Source organism: Sphingomonas telluris (genome assembly GCF_022568775.1).
Taxonomy (GTDB): domain Bacteria; phylum Pseudomonadota; class Alphaproteobacteria; order Sphingomonadales; family Sphingomonadaceae; genus Sphingomicrobium; species Sphingomicrobium telluris.
This window is the reverse complement of sequence record NZ_JAKZHW010000001.1, coordinates 1,031,503-1,045,887: the sequence shown is the minus strand read 5'-3', so window position 1 is coordinate 1,045,887 and position 14,385 is coordinate 1,031,503. Positions and strand designations below refer to the sequence as shown.

Annotated in this window: 12 protein-coding genes and 1 tRNA gene; 6 read left to right on the top strand and 7 right to left on the bottom strand. The window is 64.7% G+C overall.

Features of this window, described 5'->3' with window-relative positions; translation table 11 throughout:
- Window positions 1-5: 5 nt before the first annotated feature.
- A tRNA-Asn gene (locus LZ016_RS05285) sits at window positions 6-80 on the bottom strand.
- 78 nt (window positions 81-158) lie between these two features.
- Complete coding sequence (locus LZ016_RS05280) at window positions 159-950, bottom strand: NAD kinase (RefSeq protein WP_241447459.1); 792 nt, start codon at window positions 948-950, stop codon at window positions 159-161.
- A 149-nt stretch (window positions 951-1,099) separates the two neighbouring features.
- On the opposite strand from LZ016_RS05280, the gene LZ016_RS05275 reads away from it, so the two are divergent.
- Window positions 1,100-1,930, top strand: coding sequence for an EAL domain-containing protein (locus LZ016_RS05275; protein ID WP_241446299.1), 831 nt, complete (start codon window positions 1,100-1,102; stop codon window positions 1,928-1,930).
- Here LZ016_RS05275 and mfd read toward each other — a convergent pair.
- Window positions 1,927-5,424 (bottom strand): transcription-repair coupling factor, encoded by a 3,498-nt coding sequence (mfd, locus tag LZ016_RS05270; RefSeq protein WP_241446298.1) that lies wholly within the window; start codon window positions 5,422-5,424, stop codon window positions 1,927-1,929. The genes LZ016_RS05275 and mfd overlap by 4 nt on opposite strands.
- Window positions 5,421-5,687: an FAD assembly factor SdhE gene (locus LZ016_RS05265; protein WP_241446297.1), complete on the bottom strand. Its 267-nt coding sequence runs from the start codon at window positions 5,685-5,687 to the stop codon at window positions 5,421-5,423. Before LZ016_RS05265 ends, mfd begins: the two co-directional genes overlap by 4 nt.
- A gap of 74 nt (window positions 5,688-5,761) precedes the next feature.
- On the opposite strand from LZ016_RS05265, the gene recG reads away from it, so the two are divergent.
- Window positions 5,762-7,822, top strand: coding sequence for an ATP-dependent DNA helicase RecG (recG, locus tag LZ016_RS05260; protein WP_241446296.1), 2,061 nt, complete (start codon window positions 5,762-5,764; stop codon window positions 7,820-7,822).
- Here the strand turns inward: recG and tyrS are convergent.
- Window positions 7,819-9,030: a tyrosine--tRNA ligase gene (tyrS, locus tag LZ016_RS05255; protein ID WP_241446295.1), complete on the bottom strand. Its 1,212-nt coding sequence runs from the start codon at window positions 9,028-9,030 to the stop codon at window positions 7,819-7,821. The two genes, recG and tyrS, sit on opposite strands and share 4 nt — an antisense overlap.
- A gap of 45 nt (window positions 9,031-9,075) precedes the next feature.
- Between tyrS and LZ016_RS05250 the strand changes: the two genes are divergently transcribed.
- The 4 genes from LZ016_RS05250 (at window position 9,076) to LZ016_RS05235 (ending at window position 12,919) form a co-directional block, all read left to right on the top strand.
- Entirely contained in the window at window positions 9,076-9,612 is a 537-nt protein-coding gene (locus tag LZ016_RS05250; protein WP_436286359.1) for a DOMON-like domain-containing protein, read from the top strand.
- 9 nt (window positions 9,613-9,621) lie between these two features.
- Entirely contained in the window at window positions 9,622-10,818 is a 1,197-nt protein-coding gene (locus tag LZ016_RS05245; RefSeq protein WP_241446293.1) for an exo-beta-N-acetylmuramidase NamZ family protein, read from the top strand.
- A 111-nt stretch (window positions 10,819-10,929) separates the two neighbouring features.
- Window positions 10,930-11,430, top strand: a complete 501-nt coding sequence (locus tag LZ016_RS05240; protein ID WP_241446292.1) for a YybH family protein — start codon at window positions 10,930-10,932, stop codon at window positions 11,428-11,430.
- A gap of 91 nt (window positions 11,431-11,521) precedes the next feature.
- Entirely contained in the window at window positions 11,522-12,919 is a 1,398-nt protein-coding gene (locus tag LZ016_RS05235; protein WP_241446290.1) for a methyl-accepting chemotaxis protein, read from the top strand.
- A gap of 73 nt (window positions 12,920-12,992) precedes the next feature.
- On the opposite strand, the gene LZ016_RS05230 is transcribed toward LZ016_RS05235, so the two are convergent.
- The gene (locus LZ016_RS05230) at window positions 12,993-13,664 is read right to left on the bottom strand and encodes a DUF6975 family protein (RefSeq protein WP_241446289.1); all 672 of its coding nucleotides are present in this window, start codon (window positions 13,662-13,664) and stop codon (window positions 12,993-12,995) included.
- Window positions 13,665-13,941: 277 nt separating this feature from the next.
- Window positions 13,942-14,259, bottom strand: a complete 318-nt coding sequence (locus tag LZ016_RS05225) for a PspC domain-containing protein (protein WP_241446287.1) — start codon at window positions 14,257-14,259, stop codon at window positions 13,942-13,944.
- Window positions 14,260-14,385 lie beyond the last annotated feature (126 nt).

The following is a 14,385-nucleotide window of genomic DNA, read 5'->3' as shown; positions in this document are numbered from 1 at the left end:
AAAAATGGCTCCCCGGGCCTGATTCGAACAGGCGACCATTCGATTAACAGTCGAACGCTCTACCGCTGAGCTACCGGGGAGCAACCTCGCGACGATGTCGCGCAGGCAGGCGGGCTAATTAGCGAAGGCTGCCCCAAAGGCAAGGCCGAAAGCCGCAATCAGGTGGCGAATTGTTCCATCGCGATCCGTTCGTCCAGCGCATGCTCGGGGTCGAACAACAATGTCAGCGACCGTTCTCGGTCCAGGGTGACCTCCACGCGGGACACTTCGCGAACCTCGACCTGGTCGGCGACCGCCGAAACCGGGCGATTCTCGGCCTCGAGGATGCGGAAGCAGACGGCTGTGTCGTCCGGGAGGATTGCGCCGGACCAGCGCCGTGGCCGGAACGGACTGATCGGCGTAAGCGCCAGCATCTTCGCCTGGAGCGGCAAGATCGGCCCCCGCGCGGACAGGTTGTACGCAGTCGAACCGGCCGGGGTCGCGACCAGTACACCATCGCAGGCGAGTTCCGGCAACGCGACACGCCCGTTGACCAGGATCTCGATCTTGGCGGTCTGGCGGGTCTCGCGGAGCAGGGAGACTTCATTGATAGCGGCGCTGCGGTGGACTTCTCCGTTTACAGTCGTCGCCTGCATCTGCAGCGGGGCGACCCGAACCGCCTTTGCGCCCGAGATGCGCTCCGCAAGCCGATCGAGGCGCCAGTCGTTCATGAGGAAGCCGACGGTGCCGCGGTTCATCCCGAACACCGGCCGCGGCCTTCCCGCGTCCAGCATGCTGTGAAGCGTTTGAAGCATGAAGCCGTCGCCGCCGAGGGCCACGAGCGTCTCGGCCTCATCCGCATCGGCCCAGGTGTAGCGGCGCCGGAGCATCGCTTCGGCAGCCTGCGCCACCTCGGTGTGGGAGGAGAGGAGCCCGATCTTCAGGCTGGCGAGGTCGGTCGGTCCGTCCATTCCGCCAAGCTTGGCCGCGTCAGCGCTCAATCCGCTGCTCCTTTCGCGCCCGAACATAGGAAGTTTTGCAGGCGGCGCTACTGTCCCGTTGTGGGTCGAGCCCTGGATGGCCCGTTTCCGACAGACCGGACGAGCGCTAGCCAAGTCGCATGAATGGTCGGGGCGCAGAAATCGAAGAGCGGGTCAAGGACCGGCGGGGGGGGGCACCGTCGCAAGAGAGGCGTCGTGACGACCTCCTCGCGGCGGTGATCGCACATCAGCAGATCGACGTAGCCTTCCAGCCGCAGATCGATCCGGTCACGGGGGAAGTTGCGAGCGCCGAGGCGCTGGCTCGCTGGGCACGCGCCGAGAGCGCCGATCAGCTCTTCGAGCGCGCTGCAAAGGCTGATCTTTCCGAACAGCTTTCGCGCCTTGTCCAGCGCAAGGCGCTGCGCGCCGCAGCGGCATGGGAAGGGCCGCTGCGGCGCCTGGGCATCTCGATGAACCTGCTTGCGCACGAGATTGCGCAGGAAGGCTATGACGATTGGCTGCTGAAGCAGGTGCGCTCGGTCGGCATCGACCCGAAGCGTGTGACGATCGAGATCACCGAGAACGCACTTCTAAGTGACCTCGAGAGCGTGGGCGCACGCCTGCAGCGGTTGCGCGACCAAGGGATCAAGGTTGCGCTCGACGATTTCGGAACGGGTTACGCAAGCCTCGCCTATCTCGGCAGCTTGCCATTGGACGCGCTGAAGATCGACCGCGGGTTGGTTGCCAAGATTGGCACCAGTGAGCGCGACCGCATCGTCGTTCGGTCGATCTTCTCTCTTTCCCGCGAATTGGGCCTGACGATCATCGTGGAGGGTGTCGAAAGCACCGCCCAGCTCGTGCATCTCGCGGAATGGCGCTGCGACCTCTACCAGGGCTTCCTCGGCGCCGGCGCGCTGACGGAGGAAGAGCTCGCGCGCTTCGTCGCCGTCTCGCAGCGTAACGGCAGCTAAGCCGGCTCCAACTCCCTCGCGCGTTCTCCAGCCGCTACGACCCGGGCGAGACCCGTCGAAAGCTGCAGCGCGCCGTTGAGCCGGGCCTCCGGCGTCGACCAGTCCCGCGTGATCACGAGCTTGCTGTCCGGCCGTAGCTTCGCGGCGCCCTTCAGCCGCTGCACGTAGGCGAGCAGGCCGTCGAGGTCTGGGAAGCCGCTCTCCGCGAAAGTGACGAGCGCACCCTTCGGCCCAACGTCCAGCTTGGCGATCATCGCCTTCTTCGCGTTCAACTTCGTCTCGACGATTTTCAGCAGGTTCTGCGTCTCTGACGGAAGCGGCCCAAAGCGGTCGATCAGCTCGGCCGCGAAGGATTCGACCTCCGGCTTCTCGTCGAGTTCGCCGAGGCGGCGGTACAGGCCCATGCGCAGGTCGAGGTCCGGAACATACTCCTCCGGAATGAGGATCGGCACGTCGACGTTGATTTGCGGCGTGAACTCTTCCTTGCGAACGACCCCGCCGGCCTTCTCCTCGACGATCGCGTCCTCGAGCATGGACTGGTAGAGTTCGAAGCCGACCTCCTTGATGTGCCCCGACTGTTCGTCGCCAAGCAGGTTACCGGCGCCGCGGATGTCGAGATCGTGGCTCGCGAGCTGGAAGCCAGCACCCAAGCTGTCGAGATTGGCGAGCACCTGGAGGCGCTTCTCCGCCGTCTCGGTGATCGAGCGGTCGGACTGGGTTGTTAGATAGGCATAAGCACGCGCCTTCGAGCGGCCCACGCGGCCGCGAAGCTGGTAAAGCTGGGCCAGGCCGAAACGGTCCGCGCGATGCACGATCAAGGTATTCGCGCTCGGAATATCGAGCCCGCTTTCGACGATCGTCGTCGACAGCAGCACGTCATATTTGCGGTCGTAGAAGGCGCTCATGCGCTCCTCGACCTCGGTCGGGCTCATCTGGCCGTGGGCGGTGACGGCCTTCACTTCGGGTACTTCCTCGCGAACCCATTCCTCCATGTCGGGGAGGTCCGCGATGCGGGGCACGACGAAGAAGCTCTGCCCGCCGCGATAATGCTCGCGGAGCAACGCCTCGCGCGCCACCACCGGATCCCAGGGCGAAACGTAGGTGCGTACCGCGAGGCGATCGACCGGCGGCGTCTGGATGACGCTCAGCTCGCGAAGACCGCTCATCGCCATCTGCAGCGTCCGCGGGATCGGGGTCGCCGTGAGGGTGAGGACGTGAACGTCCGTCTTCAGCGCCTTGAGCCGTTCCTTGTGAGTGACTCCGAAATGCTGCTCCTCGTCGACAATGACGAGTCCCAACTTCTTGAACTTCACGCCTTTTCCAAGGATCGCGTGCGTGCCGACGACGATGTCGACCTGACCGTTCTCAAGGTCTTCCTTTGTCTTCTTCGCTTCGGCCGATGGTACGAGGCGCGACAGACGCCCGACCTTGATCGGGAAGCCTTCGAGCCGTTCCGTGAAGTTCCGATAGTGCTGCCGGGCCAGGAGCGTGGTCGGCGCTACGACGGCGACCTGCATGCCCGACATCGCAACGACGAAGGCGGCACGAAGCGCGACCTCTGTCTTGCCGAAGCCCACGTCGCCGCAAACGAGCCGGTCCATAGGCCTGCCGGACTCGAGATCGGCAAGAACCTCTTCGATCGCGCGATCCTGATCGTCCGTCTCCTCGTACGGAAAGCGGTCGACGAACTGCGGATAGGCGCTGTCCGGCTCTGCCACCGCACCCGGCCGTGTCGCGCGGATCGCGGCGGTCCGGATGAGCTCGCCCGCGATCTCGCGGATCCGCTCCTTCATCCGCGACTTGCGGCGCTGCCAGGCTTCGCCGCCGAGGCGGTCGAGCGCAACACCGTCGCTCTCGCTGCCGTAGCGGGTCAGCAGCTCGATGTTCTCGACGGGGACGTACAGCTTGTCCCCGCCCGCATATTCGAGAGCGACGCAATCGTGGGGCGCCTTGCTGACGGGGATCGAGGTCAGGCCCTCGTACCGGCCGATTCCATGGTCGGCATGAACGACGAGGTCGCCGGGCGAGAGTGTGGCCAGCTCCTCGAGGAACGCGGCGGCTGCTTTGCGCTTGCGCCGACGGCGAACGAGCCGGTCCCCCAGCATGTCCTGCTCGGTCAGCACCGCGACGTCCGGCCCGGTGAAGCCATGGTCGAGCGGCAAGACCATGAGCGTCGGCTGCGTCTTGCTGCCGAGCGCTTCCTGCCAATTGTCCGCGAGCTTCTGCGACTTCAGGCCGTGATCGTGGAGCAGCCCCGCGAGGCGTTCGCGGGCGCCGGTGGTGTAGCTCGCGAGAACGACCTTTTTGCCCGCCTTGCGCAGCTTCGCGACATGGTCGGCGACCGCTTCGTAGACATTCTCCTGCCGCGTGCGCTCAGGCGCGAAGTCGCGCGCAGGTTCGACCTCGAAGCTGACGGTCTTCGCGCTTTCCGGCTCCGGAAACTGCGAGGTCAGGTGGATGGGTCGCTCGGCGATCGCGGCGTCCCATTCTTCGGCGGTGAGATACAGCGCCTGCGGTTCGAGCGGGCGATAGCTGCCTGCGTCGCCCGTCATCGTCCGCTTGCGGTTGCCGTAATAGTCGTCGATCGATTCCCGACGCGCCGCCAACGCTTGGTCGACACCGGCGTCCCGCAGGATGAGGTCGTTCTCGCCAAGATGGTCGAGGAGCGTCGTCAGCTTCTCTTCGAACAGCGGCAGCCAGTGCTCCATCCCGCTCATGCGGCGGCCGTCGGAAATGGCTTCGTAGAGCGGATCGCCCGTCGCAGTGGCCCCGAACGTTTCACGGTAACGCGAGCGGAAGCGCTTGATCGTCTCCTCGTCGAGCAACGCTTCCGACGCGGGCATCAGCGTGAAGCCCTTGGCGCGGTCCGTCGAACGCTGATCGGACGGATCGAACTGCCGCAGGCTCTCGATCTCGTCACCGAAGAAGTCGAGGCGAAGCGCGTAAGGCTCGCCCGCCGGGAACAGGTCGATCAGCGACCCCCGCACGGCATACTCGCCATGCTCGGCGACGGACTCGACCCGTTCGTAGCCTAAGGACGTCAGCTGCTTCACCAGCTGATCGCGGTCGATCCGCGCGCCTTCCTCGATCCGCTTGGTGAGCTGACGAACCCGGAACGGCGTCAGCAGGCGCTGCGTGATCGCATTCTCGGTGACGACCAGCAGCTGCGGGCCCTTCGTCTTCGCCTGAAGCGCGTTCAGGGTCGCAAGTCGCTCCGCCATCACGCGCAGCGCGGGCGAGGTCCGGTCGTAGGGAAGGCAGTCCCAGGCCGGGAACGTGAGGACCTCCACCTCCGGCGCGAAGATCGGAACGGTCTCCGCCAGCGCTCGCATTGCCGCTTCGTCCGACGCGATCAAGACGACGCGGCCGCCCTTCGACGAGCCATGCGCAGCTCGCGCAAGATCGGCTGCAAGCCAGGGCATGAAGCCGGCAGGGACGCCCGCAAGGGTAAGAGGGTCTTTGGCGCGGAGGACGCGCTGCAGCGTGTCCGTCATCGCGCGATCCGGATGTAATCGAGGCGCTTCAGGGAATCGATCATGGGACCTCCGAAGCGCTCCGGCGGCTCGGCGGTTCCTATAGCCCAGGCCATGATGTCGACGTCCTGCTCTTCCAGCATATCGGAAAAGAGCGCGCGCTCCTCGGAGTCCCACGACGCATGGTGCGCGTCGAAGAAGCCGCCGATGAGCATGTCCGCCTCACGCGTGCCGCGATGGTGCGCGCGCCAGTGCAGGCGTCTCAATTCCGGGTCTGAAAGCATGACGGTGATGTAAGCATCCGCGGCCTCGAGGGAAAGCCTTTGCGCCTGCGGAACAGCCGCTAAAACCGTCTTCGATGCGGCCCGACGTGCTCAATCCCCTGTTCGCTGAGGTCGAGACGCTTCCGGGTGTCGGCCCGCAGGTTGCCAAGCTGTTGAAGCGCCTCGACATTACGCGCGTCGTCGACCTGCTCTACCATTTGCCGACGGGCGTCATCGAGCGCGTGCGAGCGAAAGCCGCGCACAATAGCTTGTTGGGCTCGAACGTCATCCTCGACGTCATTCCGATGGGTACCCGCGAGCCGCGGTCGGGGAGGGGCCCGATGCGCGTGTTCGCCTCCGATGCCGACGGCAACACGATCAGCCTCATCTATTTCAACAATCCCGGCTGGGCGAAGAAAAGCCTGCCGATCGGCGAGAAGAAGACGGTTGCCGGCAAGCTCGAAGCCTATGGGGGCGAGTGGCAGATCATCCATCCCGAGGTGCTGCCGCCGGCGCAGGGAGCCGAGCTGTCGATCCGCGAGCCGGTCTATCCGCTGACGGAGGGGCTCACGAGCAAGCGGGTTCGGGAGCTGGCCGCCGCCGCTTTGGAACGGACGCCGGATCTGCTTGAATGGGTAGAACCGAGCCTGGCGACGCGGGAGGCGTGGCGGACGTGGCGCGCGGCCATCGCAGAAGCGCATCGTGACCCCGGCACTGAGGATAGTCGGCGCCGGCTCGCCTACGACGAGATCTTCGCGAACCAGCTGGCGCTGGTGCTTCTCCGGCAGGCGTCGCGCCGCAAGCTTGGCGTGCCGCTACCCGGGACCGGCGAGCTGATCGGTAAGCTCAAGCTGCCCTATTCTTTGACGGGAGCACAGCGGCGGGTGGTAGAGGAGATCCGCGGGGACATGGCGCAGAGCGCGCCAATGCTGCGGTTGCTCCAGGGCGACGTCGGTTCGGGCAAGACGCTGGTCGCCCTGATGGCCATGCTGACGGCGATCGAGTCCGGCGCGCAGGCGGCGTTGCTGGCGCCGACCGAAATTCTCGCTCGGCAGCATCATGCCACTTTGTTGAAGGAGCTCGACAGTATCGGAGTTCGCGTCGCGATCCTGACGGGGCGTGAGAAGGGCAAGGCGCGCGAGTCCGTGCTTATGGGTCTCGCGGATGGCTCCATCGACATCCTCGTCGGCACGCACGCCATCTTCCAGGAAAAGGTCGCATATCGGAGCCTCGGCCTGGCAGTGATCGACGAGCAGCACCGCTTCGGCGTCTCGCAGCGCCTGCTCCTCGCTTCGAAGGCAGAGCGGCCGCCGCACCTGCTTGTTATGACGGCAACGCCGATCCCGCGAACGCTGACGCTTACCCAGTATGGCGAAATGGACGTCAGCCGCATCGACGAGATGCCCCCGGGGCGAACGCCTGTCGAAACCCGCGTGATCAGCGACGAGCGGCTCAGCGACGTCATCGACGGTCTCGGTCGGCACGTTTCCAGCGGAGGCCAGGCCTACTGGGTCTGTCCTCTCGTCGAAGAGAGCGAGAAGAGCGACGCAGCCGCCGCCGAGGAACGCGCCCGCGTGCTCCGCCAGCGGCTCGGCGATGAGAAGGTGGGCCTCGTCCACGGCCGCATGAAAGGGCCTGAGAAGGACGCGGTGATGGGCCGGTTCGCTGCCGGCGATCTCGCTGCCCTCGTCGCGACGACGGTGATTGAAGTCGGCGTTGACGTGCCCAATTCGACCCTCATGATCGTGGAAGGCGCGGAGCGGTTCGGGCTGGCCCAGCTTCACCAGCTTCGCGGGCGTGTCGGGCGCGGATCCGGAAAGAGCACGTGCCTGCTCGTACGCGGCCAGAACCTCAGCGAGACTGGGCGCGCACGCCTGGCTCTGATGCGCGAGACCAGCGATGGCTTCCGCATTGCCGAGGAGGACTTGCGGCTCCGAGGACCGGGCGAGATCCTTGGCACGCGCCAGTCCGGCGATGTCGCATTCCGCGTAGCTACGCCGGAAGACGTGGCTGAGCTCGCTCCCGTCGCGCAGAGTGACGCGCAACTGCTCCTCGACCGCGACGGTGGTCTATCCGGTCCCCGCGGACAGGCGGCGCGGATTTGCCTTTATCTCTTCGAACGCGACCAAGCGGTGGGACTGATCCGAAGCGGCTAGGGGACCAGAAGCGCGTGGCGCTTCTTGCCGAGGCTCAGCTTGCCCTCGTTCACCGTGAGGCCGGGATCGCTCACGACCTCGTCGTTGAGGCGAACCGCGCCCTCGGCGATCTTCCGCTTCGCTTCCTTGTTTGAAGGCGTGAAGCCCAGCTGGGTCAAGGCGGCGACGATGCTGACACCCTCGCCAGTCGAGAGGGTCGGCAAATCCTCGCCAACGCCACCCTGTTCGAAGGTGGTCCGCGCGGTCTCTGCCGCTGCTCTCGCAGCTTCCTTGCCATGCAGCATCGCCGTCGCTTCAGTCGCCAGCACGACCTTTGCATCGTTGATCTGCGCGCCAGGAAGGCTCTCAAGTCGTCTGATCTCGTCGAGCGGAAGGTCGGTGAACAGGCGCAGGAACTTGCCGACATCCGCGTCCGCTGCGTTCCGCCAGAACTGCCAGTAATCGTACGGGCTCAGCAGCTGCTCATCGAGCCAGACAGCTCCCTGGGCAGTCTTGCCCATCTTGCCGCCGTCGGCTGTCGTGATCAGCGGCGTCGTGACGCCGAACACCTCGGTGCCGTCGATACGGCGCGCCAGCTCGATGCCGTTGACAATATTGCCCCACTGGTCCGACCCGCCAAGCTGCAGCCGCAATCCGTGACGCCGCGAAAGCTCCAGGAAGTCGTAGGCCTGCAGGATCATGTAGTTGAATTCGAGGAAGGTGAGCGGCTGTTCCCGGTCGAGGCGCAAGCGCACGCTGTCGAACGTCAACATCCGGTTGATCGTGAAGTGCCGGCCGACGTCCCGCAGGAACGGGATGTACTCGAGCTTGCTCAGCCACTCGTCATTGTCGACCATGATCGCGTCGGTCGGACCGTCGCCGAAGCTCAGGAAACGCTCGAACACGCGGCGGATGCCGGCGATGTTCGTCTGGATGTCGTCGTGCGTGAGCAGCTTCCTGCTCTCGTCCTTGCCTGACGGGTCGCCGATCTTGGTCGTCCCGCCGCCCATCAGGACGATCGGCTTGTGGCCGGCCTGCTGCATCCGGCGCAGGATCATGATCTGCACGAGGCTGCCGACGTGAAGGCTCGGTGCGGTGGCGTCGAAGCCGATGTACCCGGTCACAGGCTCCTTCGCAGCGAGGGCGTCCAGCCCCTCCGCGTCGGTCACCTGGTGGATGTACCCGCGCTCGTCGAGCACTTTGAGCAAGGAAGAACGAAACTCGGTCATGAAGGCCGCTTAGCGTCATGCGCGGCGCGCTGCTACACCGTGACGATGCAGCTGAATCTGGCCCCTCACCCGGCGACGCCGCCTGCCGCCCCCGAGTTCAAGCTTTGGGCAAACGTCGACCATGCAGCGGCGTTCGGGGCGACGGCGACGCTGAACATTTGGTTCGGGATCGGAGCGCCGGCGTCGCGCTTCGTAGTGCCGCAGGCTGAGGAGCCTTCACGGGCGGACGAATTGTGGAAGACGACCTGCTTCGAAATCTTCCTGCGGGAGCGCGGCGAGGCGGCGTATCGCGAGTGGAACTTCGCGCCCTCCGGCCAGTGGGGCGCCTACGATTTCTCTGCCGAGCGCGAGGGCATGCAAAACGCGGCGGTCGAGCAACCCCCCTACATCCGGGTGGAGGACAATCTCATCTGGTGGACGCTGGGTGCGACCATCTCGGTCCCATCCGGGAAGCAATGGGACGCGAGCCTGTCAGCGGTGCTGGAGGAGCAGGATGGGACCAAGTCCTACTGGGCGCTGGCGCATCCCGCTGAAAAGCCGGATTTCCACGCTCCGGATTGCTTCGTCGCGAGGCTTCCTTAAGCAGCTTGCATGACCCTGTTCGGAATCGACCGGCTCCTCGCCGAACCTGAGCTTCGCCGCCCGCTCGAAGGCAAGCGCGTGGCTTTGCTCGCGCATCCTGCTTCGGTGACGAAGGACCTGACCCACAGCCTCGATGCGCTAGTCGCGTCGGGCCTTAACATGTCGGCCGTGTTCGGTCCGCAGCACGGTGTGCGGGGCGATCTCCAGGACAATATGATGGAGTCGCCGGATTTCACCGATCCGATCTACGGAATGCCGGTCTTCAGCCTTTACGGCCAGGTCCGCCGACCGACAGGCCAGTCGATGGGGACGTTCGACACCATCCTGGTCGACCTCCAGGACCTCGGCTGCCGCATCTACACCTACGTGACGACGCTGCTCTATGTGCTCGAAGCGGCCGCCGAGCACGGCAAAAGCGTTTGGGTTCTAGACCGTCCCAATCCTGCTGGTCGCCCGGTCGAAGGCCTGACGCTGCGCCCGGGCTGGGAGAGCTTTGTCGGCGCGGGCCCGATGCCCATGCGCCACGGCCTCACGCTCGGCGAGCTGGGCGCCTGGTTCATCGACCACTTCAATCTCGACGTCGATTATCGAGTGATCGAGATGGACGATTGGCAACCCGAGGGTCCGGGCTTCGGCTGGCCTGAAGAGCGCGTCTGGATCAATCCGAGTCCGAACGCCGCCAACCTCAACATGGCGCGGGCCTATGCCGGCACGGTGATGCTGGAAGGCACGACCTTGAGCGAGGGCAGGGGCACCACGCGCGCTCTCGAGCTGTTCGGCGCGCCCGACATCGACCCGCGCGACGTCATTTCGGAGATGCACCGGACTGCGGCGCAGTGGCTCGCTGGCTGCAAGCTCCGCGACATCTATTTCCAGCCGACGTTCCACAAGCATGTCGGCGAGCTTTGCCGCGGCGTCTTCATCCATGCCGAAGGACCGTTCTACGATCACCAGGCCTTCAAGCCGTGGCGGCTGCAGGCGCTGGCGTTCAAGGCCATCCAGCGCCTCTGCCCGAACTACGATCTCTGGCGCGACTTCCCGTACGAATATGAGTTCGACAAGCTCGCCATCGACGTGATCAACGGCTCGACCCTTCTTCGCGAATGGGTGGACGACGACATGTCTACCGCCAACGACCTCGACGCCATTGCCACTGTCGACGAGCGCGAGTGGGCAGAACAGCGGGCACCCCTCCTGCTCTACTGAGGGGCCGAACGCCCGTCCTCTGTTGGCGAGGAGCGAACAGGCGTATCTCCGCTGCTGCACGCGAGTCCCTGCGGCGCAATCTTGCGTACCCTCAACGGGGAGGCAAAAATCATGAGGGCAACCAGCATTGCGGCGATGACCGCCGCACTTTCGATCGCGAGCATGACCGGCGCCTGCAACAAAGCAGCCGAACCGAGTGCGCCGGCGGCCACTTCAGTCTCTGAAGAAGATGCCGCGGCTGTCGCGGACGCAACGCAAGCGGCCTGGGTATCGCAAGATGCTGCAAAGATTGAAGCGGCCTATGCGAAGGACGTCGTAGCCTTCGATCCGGTCGACCCCCCACTCTCAACGACCTGGGAAAACTGGGACAAGCTCCAGAAGGGCTTTGCAGATATGAAGTTCGATCACATCGATGTGCCGGACCGAAAAATTCAGACGCTCGACGCGGATCATTTCATCGTTTCCGGCACGGGCGCCATGACGAGTACGAGCGGACCGGTGAAGTCCGCAGCAATGCGCTTCACGGACGCTTACGAGCGGCAGGCGGACGGCAAGTGGCTGATCGTGAACGAGCATGTCTCGATGAAGCCCGAGCCTGAGGCCAAGGGCTAAGCTCGCTCGCTTTGGGCGTCGTGGTTAACGAAGAAGTAGAGGTTTCCGCCTATCGCTAACCCTCGAATTTTGGAGTGGGAGCGGCGAGAGGATGGCCACGCAGGGCATCGAGGAAGTTACCGAGAACGCAATCCGTGCGGTTGCGCGCGACTGTGGTTCGCTGTCGATGGAATGCAGCGACGTCGCCGGGTACGTCCAGGACGTCTCGATCCGCATCAACGAGCATTTGAAGATGCTCGACGGTCTCGAGGAAGTCACGACCCGGCTTCTTGCCGACCAGGCTCGCGTGTCGGATTCGACCGACGAAGCCCGGCTCCTGTCGGAGCAGGCCCGCGCCAAGCTCGAATCCGGCCGCGAGGCGATCGAGGGCACGATTGCGGGTTTCAAGGGTCTCACCGACCTCGTCGTCCAGCTCGGCGAGCGGATGGCCGGTTTCGCCTCCGCCATGAACCAGGTTCAGATGGTCAGCTCGACCATCGAGACGATCGCCCGCAAGACGAACATGCTGGCGCTGAACGCCACGATCGAGGCCGCCCGGGCCGGCGATGCTGGCCGCAGCTTCGCCGTCGTTGCCGCTGAGGTGAAGAAGCTCGCTCACGATACACGCGCAGCGACTAGCCAGATCGCCTCGACGATCGGCGAGCTCACTCGCGAGGCCAGCGCCGTGACCACCGAGATCAAGACCGGTGTGGAGCGCAGCCGCGCGGCTCAGTCGGGCTTCGGACAGATCAGTGAGACGGTCCGCGAAGTATCCGAGATCGTGACCATGGTCGACCGGCAGACGGAGGGCATCGCCCACTCGACCAGCATGATCCAGACCAGCGTCGATCGCGTGAAGGCGGGACTGACGGACTTCGCCGGGGACGCGCGCGACAATGGCAATCAGCTCAGCCAGGCTCAGAAACGCCTGACGCATCTGGAAATGCTTACGAACACCATGCTCGACACGCTCGCCAATTCGGGCGCCGAGATCGACGACACGCCGTTTATCCTGAAAGCCCAGGAGGCGATGCGCGCAATCCAGACTGCAGTCGAGCGGGGCATCGATGCCGGCGAGATCACGGTCGATGACGTGTTCGACCGTGACTACAAGCTGATCGAGGGTACGAACCCGCAGCAGTTCGACTGCCGCTTCTGCGACTTTGCAGACCGACATGTCCGACCCGTTCTCGACCGCGTTAAGGCGAGCGACGAGCGTCTGATCGGCTCTGCCATCACGGACGTGAACGGCTATCTTCCGACGCACCTTTCGGAGCGCAGCCATGCGCCGGGTCCGGATCCGGTGTGGAACGACGCCCACTGCCGCAACAAGCGGATCTTCATGGACGACACGACAATGTCGGCGATCATGAGCGAGAAGCCCGCAATGCTTGCGACTTACCGGATGGAGCTGGGCGAGAAGAACATCCCGGTGAAAAACGTCTTCGTCCCGCTGTGGATCAAGGGCCGCCGCTGGGGCAATTACGAACTAGCCTACCGCGACGATTGATCGCGGTTCGCTCGATCATTCGAGGAAAGTGCAGGGGCTCCGGCAGTCGCCGGGGCCCTTCTCTTTGTGAGGATCAGTAGTCCGAGCGCGCTTCGGCGCGGGCTTCGAGCAGGTCGAACAGCCCGCGGTGCTGCAACAGGAGCTGCTCGCCGCCAAAGGCGAGGGCGCGCTCGCTTGCCGGCGTGTCGGAAGCCGCTTCGATCGCCGCGACGATCGACGCCTCATCCGGAAGCGCGGGCGCGGGAGAATCGATCCCGGCGCGAGAAGCGGCACGGTCGAGCAGGCGGCGGATGGGCCACCAGTCGCTGACGAGGGCAGCGGCCGAGCCCAGGGCGCAACCGCGCCGCTCGGATGCCGCGAGAATTTCCAACGCATTGCGCTGCGAATTGAGCGAAGCCTCGGTCTCCGCGGCGCCCGGCGTGCTCGGCAACGGGCCGACGGCGGAGGTCAGGCGAACGAGAAAAAGCCGCTCGCGCTCGAATCCCTCGGCCGCGCGCGCGAGCCAATCGCGTCCGGGGCCTTGCTCTGCATTGCGACAGGCCACATCGACCAGACTCGGATGGCTGCCATGAAGGCTGCAGAGCAGGTGCACGGCGTCGGCCAGGTCGCGGGCGGAGTTGTGGCCCGACGATTCCAGGAGCGCATTCAGATGACGATGACGCGCAGAGCCTTCCGCGCCGACGCGCGCAAGGTGAGCTTCGGCAACGCTGACCGTTTGACGGCCGACGGACCGATTGATCGCCATTCCTTTCCCCTCGTCACAAGCAAGGCGGAAGCCTTAGTTCGGGGAACCTACGCGCAAGGGCGTAAAGAGGAGGTTAGCGTGGCCTTTGCTGAATTCGCGCAAGCTGTCCCGTAGAGGGATTTTCACCGCTTGTACTACCAGCGCTGGCCAACGCTTATCGGCTTGAGCCCGAGCACAGCCCAAGCATCGTTCGCAAGTGCCACCGCGGGCACACATAAAGAAGCCGCCCGCGGAAGGGTTGGACTTCCGCGGACGGCAAGGGGCTAAGCGAGGGGTGTTAGGCTGCGATCAGTTCGGGCTGCGGCGCGATCGCCTCGGAACGAACCACGGCAGCAGGAACTTCCACGACCTCGGCAGTCGCAGGCTTTGCACGCGGGAATAAAAAGCGCGAGGCGACTACGGTGACCGCCAGCGTTGCATAGGCACCGAGCACGGCCCAGGGGCTGAAGAACAGCAGGGCGAGCAGCACGACGCGCAGGTAGAACGGATTGAAGCCGAAATCCTCGCCGATGGCCTGGCAAACACCGAACAGGCTGTCGGGTTCGTTCGACTCGTAGGCTCCGTTCTCGACATTGGCTGACTGCACGTTCTGCATTGATCTTCCCTTTTCCTTTCGAGGCCCCTCGGCCCGATGATGCAGAGACAAAAGCAACAGTCGTGCCAGTTAAGAAGAATGGCTGATTTGCTGGAGTTTCGAGTGGCAGAGACCGTGAATCAGGGG

Coding starts and splice junctions, on each gene's coding strand:
- LZ016_RS05280 (WP_241447459.1), bottom strand. CDS start 950: ATGGACGGACCGACCGACCTCGCCAGCCTGAAGATCGGGCTCCTCTCC.
- LZ016_RS05275 (WP_241446299.1), top strand. CDS start 1,100: ATGAATGGTCGGGGCGCAGAAATCGAAGAGCGGGTCAAGGACCGGCGG.
- mfd (WP_241446298.1), bottom strand. CDS start 5,424: ATGACGGACACGCTGCAGCGCGTCCTCCGCGCCAAAGACCCTCTTACC.
- LZ016_RS05265 (WP_241446297.1), bottom strand. CDS start 5,687: ATGCTTTCAGACCCGGAATTGAGACGCCTGCACTGGCGCGCGCACCAT.
- recG (WP_241446296.1), top strand. CDS start 5,762: ATGCGGCCCGACGTGCTCAATCCCCTGTTCGCTGAGGTCGAGACGCTT.
- tyrS (WP_241446295.1), bottom strand. CDS start 9,030: ATGACCGAGTTTCGTTCTTCCTTGCTCAAAGTGCTCGACGAGCGCGGG.
- LZ016_RS05250 (WP_436286359.1), top strand. CDS start 9,076: ATGCAGCTGAATCTGGCCCCTCACCCGGCGACGCCGCCTGCCGCCCCC.
- LZ016_RS05245 (WP_241446293.1), top strand. CDS start 9,622: ATGACCCTGTTCGGAATCGACCGGCTCCTCGCCGAACCTGAGCTTCGC.
- LZ016_RS05240 (WP_241446292.1), top strand. CDS start 10,930: ATGAGGGCAACCAGCATTGCGGCGATGACCGCCGCACTTTCGATCGCG.
- LZ016_RS05235 (WP_241446290.1), top strand. CDS start 11,522: ATGGCCACGCAGGGCATCGAGGAAGTTACCGAGAACGCAATCCGTGCG.
- LZ016_RS05230 (WP_241446289.1), bottom strand. CDS start 13,664: ATGGCGATCAATCGGTCCGTCGGCCGTCAAACGGTCAGCGTTGCCGAA.
- LZ016_RS05225 (WP_241446287.1), bottom strand. CDS start 14,259: ATGCAGAACGTGCAGTCAGCCAATGTCGAGAACGGAGCCTACGAGTCG.